At 70.6% G+C, this 2,264-nt stretch carries 3 protein-coding genes; 2 read left to right on the forward strand and 1 reads right to left on the reverse strand.

From position 1 onward, the window contains the following. Positions 1-81 precede the first annotated feature (81 nt). Positions 82-195: a pyrroloquinoline quinone precursor peptide PqqA gene (pqqA, locus tag ACFVIM_RS34720; RefSeq protein ID WP_384310263.1), complete on the reverse strand. Its 114-nt coding sequence runs from the start codon at positions 193-195 to the stop codon at positions 82-84. A 402-nt stretch (positions 196-597) separates the two neighbouring features. Here pqqA and ACFVIM_RS34725 point away from each other — a divergent pair, with 402 nt between their 5' ends. Both ACFVIM_RS34725 and ACFVIM_RS34730 read left to right on the forward strand, forming a co-directional pair. Next, entirely contained in the window at positions 598-1,425 is an 828-nt protein-coding gene (locus tag ACFVIM_RS34725) for an aldo/keto reductase (RefSeq protein WP_384310266.1), read from the forward strand. A gap of 349 nt (positions 1,426-1,774) precedes the next feature. Continuing rightward, positions 1,775-2,230, forward strand: coding sequence for an RICIN domain-containing protein (locus tag ACFVIM_RS34730; RefSeq protein ID WP_384310269.1), 456 nt, complete (start codon positions 1,775-1,777; stop codon positions 2,228-2,230). Positions 2,231-2,264: the final 34 nt, after the last annotated feature.

The following is a 2,264-nucleotide window of genomic DNA, read 5'->3' on the forward strand; positions in this document are numbered from 1 at the left end:
GGCCGGGACACGCGCAGTTCCACTGGGGCAGTCCGCCACCCGCCGCGGTGCCGAGCACCTGGAGCAGCATGGCGGCTTGGCTCAGCGGTGGGCGAGCGCGTAGGCGGTGACTTCGAGCGCGGTCTCGACGACCTCGTACTCGGGAGTCCGCCACTGGACCGACTCCTGGGAAGTCTCCGTGCTGGTGGTGTGCATGAGAGGTGCCTGCCTTCCTGAGATGTGGGGGATCAGGATGGGTGCGAGGGCGCCGTCCAGCCTGGGGCTCAGGAGGTGCCTCCTGTGGCTCAGGGCGGAGTTCCACCGGGTGGGGCTCAGGATGGAGTTCCACCGGACGCATGTTCACATGAGCGACCGCTGTTCAGCTATGTGCCATAGACTTACGCCTTGATGAGACGCGGTCAATGGCCTGAACCGGTGAGGCCGCATCGGTATCACGCCAAGTTCGACGGCCGGGAATCCCCGGGGCGCGATGATCGTTGATCCCGGCGGACCGGTGGAGGGCGCGCCTGACGGATCAGACCCCGCGAGCCCAGCGAGATCCATCACGCACGCCTGTCGGTCCGGCTCCCGCTCCCCCGACGTAAGGATCCATTCCTCGTGAGTACGGTCCCGTCTGTCCCGCTCAACAGTGGTTTCGCGATGCCGCAACTCGGTTTCGGCGTCTATCTGGTGCCCGACGAGGAGGCGGCGGCGGTGGTGACCACCGCCCTGGAGGCCGGCTACCGCAGCATCGACACCGCCTCGCTCTATGGAAACGAGAAAGGCACCGGCCAGGCGCTCGCCGCCACCGCCCTCCCCCGGGAGGAACTCTTCATCACCACCAAACTCTGGAACGCCGACCAGGGATATGACAGGACCCTGCGCGCCTTCGACGCCTCGCTCGACCGCCTCGGCCTGGAGTACGTCGACCTCTATCTGATCCACTGGCCCCTCCCCGGCAAGGGGAAGTACGTGGACACGTACAAGGCGCTGGAGAAGATCCTCGCCGACGGCCGCGCCCGGTCGATCGGGGTCTCCAACTTCCTTCCGGAGCATCTGGACCGGCTGCTCGCCGAGACCTCGGTGGTCCCCGCGGTCAACCAGATCGAACTCCACCCGCAGTTCGCGCAGGCCGCCTCCCGGGCGTACCACGCCGAGCACGGCATCGTGACGGAGTCCTGGTCGCCGATCGGCGCGGGCAAGGGCCTGCTGGAGGTGCCGACGGTCGTCGCCATCGCCCGGAAGCACGGCCGCTCCCCGGCCCAGGTGGTGCTCCGCTGGCACACCCAGCTCGGCCTGGTGGCGATCCCCAAGTCGGCGACGCCCTCCCGGATCCGGGAGAACATCGACATCTTCGACTTCGAGCTGGACGCGGACGACCTGGCCGCGTTCGCCGCGCTCGACGAGGGCCGCAGGCTGGGGCCGGACCCGGCGGCGGTCGGGTAGGGCCTGGCGTCAGCCACCCCGGGCCCGGGGCCGTGTCACCGGACACCCCGGGCCCGGGGCCTGTCGCCGGACACTCCGGGTCCGGGGCCGCGTCACCGGACACTCCCGGCCCCGGGGCCTGCCGTCAGGCACCCCGGGTCGCCGGGCCCCGGGTGCCCACGGGCCCGCGAGGCGCCTCGGACGCTCTCGTGCCGATCACGCCACCGGGACTGGTTTCCGCATATGTGAACGGCGGCGCCACGGAGGGACGGCCCCCGCCGGTCCACCCGGGCACCCCACCCCTCCCACTCGTACAATTGTTCGGTACGAGGCCACAGGGGTCGAGGGACGACGGTGAGGTGCGAGGGAATTGACCGGGGCGTTTCAGCCTGGCCGCTATCGGGTGCGCAATGTCGGCAGTGGGCTGCTCCTTGAGGTGTACCGGGGGGCCAAGGGCAGCGGGGCCGTGGTCCAGCAGGGGCGGGAGCGCGACGATCCGGCCCAGTACTGGGAGATCGCCCCCGTACCCAACGGCGGCGGGCTCTACCACTTCGTCAACGCCGCCAGCGGCAAGCGCCTCGATGTCGCCGACGCCTCCACCGAGAGCGGCGCCCGGATCCAGCAGTGGCGGCCCAATAACTTCGGGGCCCAGGAGTGGATCATCGAGACCCTGGTGGACACACCCGGGACGGTCGCGATCGTGAGCTTCGTCAGCGGGCTGCTGATGGAGGTCGCGGACGGGAGCACGGAGGAGGGCGCCCCGGTGCGGCAGTGGGAGGACACCGACGCGCCGGGCCAGCAGTGGCGGCTCGAACCCCGCGCGTGAACCCCGCCGACCCCCGCCCCGCCACGCCCGATCC

Source organism: Streptomyces sp. NPDC057638 (assembly GCF_042800315.1).
In the GTDB taxonomy this organism is placed as follows: domain Bacteria; phylum Actinomycetota; class Actinomycetes; order Streptomycetales; family Streptomycetaceae; genus Streptomyces.